Genomic DNA, 6,709 nt, shown 5'->3' with positions numbered 1-6,709 from the left:
GAGCCGCTCGTAGGTTGGTTTACCCCACGACACAAACCCGGTGGGTGGTTTCTTCCTGACCACCTGACGGAGCTTTTTCTGATCGTCGCCGAACTTCCCGACGGCCTTCGCCATGGCCCTCGTGTTCTCAACCACATGATCAGGTGCCTGCACGACGACGGTCCCCGCCGTGTCATAACCGGCCCGCCCCGCCCGGCCCGCGATCTGGTGGAACTCGCGGGCGTTGAGCAGCCGGGTGCGGACGCCGTCGTACTTACTCAGTGCGGTCAGGAGCACCGTGCGGATGGGGACGTTGATCCCGACGCCGAGGGTGTCGGTGCCGCAGATGACCTTGAGCAGTCCCGCCTGCGCGAGCTGCTCCACCAGCCGACGGTACTTGGGGAGCATGCCGGCGTGGTGGACGCCGATGCCGTGCCGGACCAGTCGGTTGAGTGTCTTGCCGAACCCGGAGGAGAACCGGAAGGTCGCGATCAGGTCGGCGATCCTGTCCTTCTCCTCCCGAGAGCAGACGTTCACGCTCATCAGATTCTGGGCGCGTTCAATCGCTTCGGCCTGGCTGAAGTGCACCACATACACCGGCGCCTGCCGGGTACTGAGGAGTTCCTCCAGCGATTCCTGAACGGTGGTCTCTACGTAGTAGAAGTGCAGCGGGATAGGCCGTTCGGCGCTGCTGATCGTGGTGCTGGGTCGGCCGGTGCGCTCGGTCAGCTCCTCCTCGAAACGGGTCATGTCGCCGAGGGTCGCCGACATCAGGAGGAACTGGGCCTGGGGGAGTTCAAGGAGGGGAACCTGCCACGCCCAGCCGCGCTGCGGGTCGGAGTAGAAGTGGAACTCGTCCATGATGACGGTGCCGACGTCGGCCAGCGCACCTTCACGAAGCGCGATGTTCGCCAGGATTTCTGCTGTGCAGCAGATGATCGGTGCGTCCTGGTTGACCCCTGAATCACCGGTGATCATCCCGACATTCTCGGCACCGAAGGTCTCGCAGAGGGCGAAAAACTTCTCGGACACCAGAGCCTTGATCGGCGCCGTGTAGTAGCTGCGTTTGCCGCGGGCGATCGCATCGAAATGGGCTGCGACCGCCACCAGCGACTTCCCCGATCCGGTAGGCGTCGCGAGGATCACGTTGTTCCCGGAGACCAGCTCCAGCACAGCTTCGTCCTGCGCCGGATACAGGCTCATTCCCTCGCTGGTCGTCCACTCGAGGAAGGCGCCGTAAACGTCGTCGGGCTGATCCGTGCCTGCGGGGAGGTGTTCCTGAATTCTCATAGGACTCCAGCCTATCCGTAGCTGCCTCACCGCCGGATACGCTGGAGCCATGCGATGGGATCCCACCCAGTATTCTCTGTTCTCTGACCACCGGGGCAGGCCGTTCCTCGACCTGGTCGGTCGGGTCAACCATGCCGATCCGCGGGTAGTCGTCGACCTTGGCTGTGGTCCGGGCGACCTCACCCGGCTGCTGGCCGAACGCTGGCCCGACGCCGGGGTGCTGGGCATCGACTCATCCGCCGACATGGTGCAGCGCGCCAATGACCAAGCCGACCCGCCGCCGAACCTGCGGTTCGAGACCGGTGATATCCGAGACTTCTCACCCGCAGACGACGTCGACGTCGACGTCGTCGTCACCAACGCCGTCCTGCAGTGGGTGCCGGGTCAGGCCGAGCTGGTGCAGAAGTGGGCACGGGTGCTTCGTCCAGGTGCCTGGCTGGCCCTGCAGGTTCCTGGCAACTTCGGATCCCCGGCGCACACCTTGATGCGCGAACTGGCCGGATCGAACGCCTGGCGGGACCAGCTCGGGGGAGTGCTGAGGCATACCGACGTCGTGTCGGAGCCGGAGGAGTACCTGCGAATGCTTAGCGAGGCGCGCATGACCGCCGACGTCTGGGAGACCACCTACCAGCACGTCCTCACGGGACCCGATCCGGTGCTGCAATGGCTGAAGGGCACCGGATTGCGCCCGGTACTGAATGCGCTGTCCGACGACGACGCCGCGGCCTTCGTCGAACAGTATGCTGCCCTGCTGCGTGGAGCCTACCCCGAGGAACCTTGGGGGACAGTCTTCGGCTTCCGCCGGATCTTCGCCGTCGGCGTCAAGACCGGACGAAGTAGGAGCAAGGACCCCGCGGGATAGTTCCCGCCAGCCCTGAGCCGGGGGCCAGCCAACGCACCTGCACACAGGTGGACGGGAAGGTGGGTTCCGACGGCGGTGAGCCCGCCGGACGGCCGGTTTTACCAGCCGCGGGCGCGCCATTCCTCAAGCTGCGGGCGTTCAGCCCCGACGGTGGTGCCCTTCCCATGGCCGGGATGCACGACGGTGTCGTCCGGCAGATAGTCGAAGATCCGCTCGGACACGTCGTTGAGCAACGACTCAAACCGGGCGGCGTCGCCCTGGGTGTTCCCGATGCCGCCGGGGAACAGCGAATCCCCAGTAAACAAGTGTGCCGGGCCGTGCGGGTCGCGGTACAACAAGGCAACGCTCCCCGGTGTGTGTCCGCGCAACTTGATGGCTTCGAGGTCGAAGCCCTCGAAAGTGGCAATATCCCCGTGCTCCAGCCGAACATCCGTAGGCACCGCTATGTCGGTGACGTCTTCCGTGCCGGCCGCAGTGCGCGCTCCCGTCTGCCCGACGACGTCGGCCAGCGCCCGAACATGGTCCCAGTGCGAATGGGTGGTGACGATCAGCGCCAGCTTCGGCTCAGCCGTGGTGTCTGCGGCGCCCTCGGCAAGGAGCGCCATGATGGCGGGAGCGTCATCGGCGGCGTCAATCAGCACCTGTGCGCCCGTGGCCTTCGAGGTCAGCAGGTAGACGTTGTTGTCCATCTCGCTGACCGAGATCGAGCGGATGGTCAGATCCTGAAGAGTAAGCATGAACCCAGTCTAGGCACGCCGGTAAATCGGCAAGACTTTCGGGGCACAGGGGTGCGTGGAACAATATGGGCATCAGCGGTCCGCCCGGGAAATGGCCGGACAACAGTGACGAGTGACAGAGACCGGAAAGGCCACAGTGAATCCAGGCGCAACAGGCAGCTCCGACGTCACCAGTTGGCTCCGCATTGACCAGGCAAGCTCTGTGCCACCCTACGAACAACTCCGCGTGCAGATCCTCGACGCCGCGAACAACGGATCGCTTCCCGTCGGGACCCGCCTGCCACCCGTGCGCACCCTCGCCGGCCACCTCGGAGTAGCAGTCAACACCGTTGCCAGGGCGTATCGGGAACTGGAGCAGGCCAACATTGTGGTCACCCGGTCGCGGGCAGGAACCGTTGTCGCGGCGGCAGGAGATGAAGCACGGCAACGGGCGGCCGCAGCCGCCGACAAATACGCGGATGTGATCAAGGCCAACGGCCTCACCGAGGACGAGGCCGTTGCCTATTTGCGGGCCGCTCTGCGCCGTCGGTGAACATCGGGGGCCAACGCGCCGACGACACGCTGAAAACCAGCCGATCGAATATGTATTCGAACACGGTTTCAATTAGAGTGAATGGGTGTCTATTGCAACTTCGCTCGAATCTGAGTTTTCCGATCCCAAAATGTCGCAGGATCTTTCGCGTCTGATCGTCAAGGGAGCACGCGAGCACAACCTGCGCAACGTTGACCTCGACCTGCCGCGTGACGCGATGATCGTCTTCACCGGTCTCTCAGGGTCGGGAAAGTCATCCCTCGCGTTCGACACGATCTTCGCGGAAGGTCAGCGGCGCTACGTCGAGTCCCTGTCGGCCTACGCCAGGCAGTTCCTGGGTCAGGTGGACAAGCCTGACGTTGACTTTATTGAGGGTCTGTCGCCAGCGGTGTCCATCGACCAGAAGTCGACCAACAAGAACCCCCGGTCAACAGTCGGCACCATCACCGAGATTTACGACTACATGCGCCTCCTCTGGGCCCGCGTGGGACGCCCACACTGCCCCACCTGTGGCGAACCGGTCGCCAAGCAGACCCCCCAGCAGATCGTCGATCAGCTGCTTGAACTCGAAGAGGGCACCCGATTCCAGATCCTCGCCCCCGTGGTGCGAGGCCGCAAGGGAGAGTTCGTCGACCTGTTCCAGGAGCTGACGGCCAAAGGCTACGCCCGCGCCCGTGTCGACGGCGACGTCGTCCAGCTGTCAGATCCACCCAAGCTCGGCAAACAGTACAAACACACCATCGAAGTGATTGTCGACCGGCTGGTGGTCAAGGACGGCATCAGTCAACGGCTCACCGACTCGGTGGAGACGGCGCTCAAGCTGGCCGACGGCCGGGTCCTCGCCGATTTCGTTGATCTACCCGAAAAAGACAGCAAACGCGTCAGGGCGTTCTCCGAGCACCTGGCCTGCCCCAATGAGCACCCCCTGGCCATCGATGAGATCGAGCCACGCTCGTTCTCCTTCAACAACCCCTTCGGCGCGTGCCCCGTCTGCACCGGGATCGGCACCAAGCTTGAGGTTGACGAAGAGCTGGTCGTCCCCAACCCGGACCTGAGTCTGGCGGAAGGCGCCATCGCCCCCTGGTCGCTGGGCACCGCAACCCTCGAGTACTGGACCCGGCTGCTTGAAGGTCTCTCGAAAGAGCTGAACTTCAAGATGGACGTACCCTGGCACAAGTTGCCGGACCGCGCCCGGGAAGCAGCCCTGTACGGCAAGGACCACAAGGTGGTGGTGCAGTACAAGAACAGGTTCGGCCGGGAGCGTAAGTACAGCACCGGCTTCGAAGGCGCTGTGCAGTACATCCACCGCAAGCATCTCGAAACCGAATCCGATCACGCACGCGACCGCTACGAGGAGTACATGCGGCAGATCCCGTGCCCCGCGTGTGGCGGTGCCCGGCTGAACCCGGCCTCACTCTCGGTCCTAATCAATGGCAAATCCATTGCGTCGGTCGCAGCCATGCCAATGCGCGACTGCAGCGACTTCCTCAACAACCTGGTGCTCACCGGCCGTGAAGCCCAGATTGCCAGCCAGGTCCTCAAGGAAATCCAGGCCCGGCTCCAGTTCCTGCTCGACGTCGGACTCGAGTACCTGAACCTCGAACGCGCCTCCGGGACCCTGTCCGGCGGAGAGGCACAGCGCATCCGGCTGGCAACCCAGATCGGTTCAGGACTTGTGGGCGTACTCTACGTTCTCGATGAACCGTCAATCGGGCTGCATCAGCGCGACAACCGGCGGCTGATCGAGACGCTCGCCCGCCTCCGTAACCTCGGCAACACCCTGATCGTCGTCGAGCATGACGAGGACACCATCCAGGAAGCCGACTGGATTGTCGACATCGGCCCCGGCGCCGGCGAGCACGGCGGCGAGGTGGTCCACTCCGGTCTGCTTGAAGACCTCCTCACCAATGAGCGTTCCATCACCGGTGACTACCTCTCCGGTCGGCGGAAGATCGAAATCCCGAAGAAGCGCCGCAAGATCGACAAGTCCCGGCAGCTCAAGGTGGTCGGTGCACGCGAACATAACCTGACGTCCTTCGACATTGCCTTCCCCCTGGGCGTCCTCACCGCGGTCACGGGTGTCAGCGGGTCAGGGAAGTCCACCCTGGTCAACGAGATCCTCTACAAGGTGCTGGCCAACAAGCTCAACGGCGCCAAGCAGGTTGCCGGCCGGCACAAGCGGATCGATGGGCTCGAACACCTCGACAAAGTGGTCCACGTCGACCAGAGCCCCATCGGCCGGACACCACGCTCCAACCCAGCCACCTACACCGGTGTCTTCGACAACATCCGGAAGCTGTTTGCCGAGACCACCGAGGCGAAGGTCCGGGGCTACCTCCCCGGCCGGTTCTCATTCAACGTGAAGGGCGGCCGCTGCGAAGCCTGCTCCGGCGACGGCACCCTGAAGATTGAAATGAACTTCCTCCCGGACGTATACGTGCCGTGCGAGGTATGTCACGGTCAGCGCTACAACCGGGAAACGCTCGAAGTCCACTACAAAGGCAAGACCATCGCCGATGTGCTGAACATGCCGATCGAAGAGGGCGCCGAATTCTTCGCGGCGTTCAGCCCGATCGCGCGTCACCTCAACACGCTCGTCGAAGTGGGTCTTGGCTATGTGCGGCTCGGACAGCCGGCCACCACCTTATCCGGCGGTGAAGCACAGCGCGTGAAGCTGGCCAGCGAACTGCAGAAGCGGTCCAACGGTCGCAGTATTTACGTTTTGGACGAGCCGACCACAGGTCTGCACTTCGAAGACATCCGGAAGCTGCTGCTCGTCCTGCAGGGGCTGGTGGACAAGGGCAACACGGTAATCACCATCGAACACAACCTGGATGTGATCAAGAGCGCCGATTGGGTCATCGACCTCGGGCCCGACGGCGGGTCGGGCGGCGGACAGATCATCGCCACCGGAACGCCGGAGCAGGTGGCCAAGTCGACCACCAGCTACACGGGCACGTTCCTCGCCGAGACACTCGGACGATAGACAGCATCCAACATATTCCGTGGGAGGAATGCAGTTTTCTGCTGGGCACCGGCTGTGGGAAACTTGGCCGGTGATGAACTACCGCCTGCTCGTGCTCTTTGACCTGGATGGAACTCTTGTCGACCCCGCAGGCGCCATCACCGGAGGGATCATCGGGTCCCTGGAAGCCCACGGACTGCCCCGACCGTCCGAAGACATGCTGCGGAAGATGGTTGGTCCGCCGCTCGTGACGTCCCTGCGGGAGATCGCCGGGGTGGGCGAGAGCCAACTGGCATCGGTGATCGCGCACTACCGGGAGGGCTATCGCACCCGGGGGATGGCCG

Annotated in this window: 6 protein-coding genes (1 of these 6 only partly in view); 4 read left to right on the top strand and 2 right to left on the bottom strand. The window is 63.7% G+C overall.

The annotated features are described in order from the left end of the window. Positions 1-1,269: DEAD/DEAH box helicase (locus K728_RS0102680; RefSeq protein WP_024475756.1), on the bottom strand; the 1,269-nt coding region annotated here is incomplete at its 3' end. A gap of 49 nt (positions 1,270-1,318) precedes the next feature. On the opposite strand from K728_RS0102680, the gene K728_RS0102675 reads away from it, so the two are divergent. Further along, positions 1,319-2,131 (top strand): trans-aconitate 2-methyltransferase, encoded by an 813-nt coding sequence (locus K728_RS0102675; protein ID WP_019483780.1) that lies wholly within the window; start codon positions 1,319-1,321, stop codon positions 2,129-2,131. A gap of 98 nt (positions 2,132-2,229) precedes the next feature. Here K728_RS0102675 and K728_RS0102670 read toward each other — a convergent pair whose 3' ends face one another. Then, complete coding sequence (locus K728_RS0102670) at positions 2,230-2,868, bottom strand: MBL fold metallo-hydrolase (protein WP_024475755.1); 639 nt, start codon at positions 2,866-2,868, stop codon at positions 2,230-2,232. Positions 2,869-3,004: 136 nt separating this feature from the next. On the opposite strand from K728_RS0102670, the gene K728_RS0102665 reads away from it, so the two are divergent. From K728_RS0102665 to K728_RS0102655, 3 genes are all read left to right on the top strand, one after another. Next, entirely contained in the window at positions 3,005-3,400 is a 396-nt protein-coding gene (locus tag K728_RS0102665) for a GntR family transcriptional regulator (RefSeq protein ID WP_019483782.1), read from the top strand. 130 nt (positions 3,401-3,530) lie between these two features. After that, positions 3,531-6,386, top strand: coding sequence for an excinuclease ABC subunit UvrA (uvrA, locus tag K728_RS0102660; RefSeq protein ID WP_051317590.1), 2,856 nt, complete (start codon positions 3,531-3,533; stop codon positions 6,384-6,386). 28 nt (positions 6,387-6,414) lie between these two features. Next, positions 6,415-6,709, top strand: the beginning of a protein-coding gene (locus K728_RS0102655) for an HAD hydrolase-like protein (RefSeq protein ID WP_051317589.1). Its footprint extends 449 nt past the window's final position; 295 of the gene's 744 nt are visible here — the first part of the coding sequence; the start codon lies at positions 6,415-6,417; the stop codon falls past the right edge of the window.

Origin of the sequence: Arthrobacter sp. CAL618 (genome assembly GCF_000468215.1) — a bacterium.
Taxonomy (GTDB): Bacteria; Actinomycetota; Actinomycetes; order Actinomycetales; family Micrococcaceae; genus Arthrobacter_D.
The sequence above is the reverse complement of the archived record's forward strand: the minus strand, read 5'-3'. Positions and strand labels throughout refer to the sequence as shown.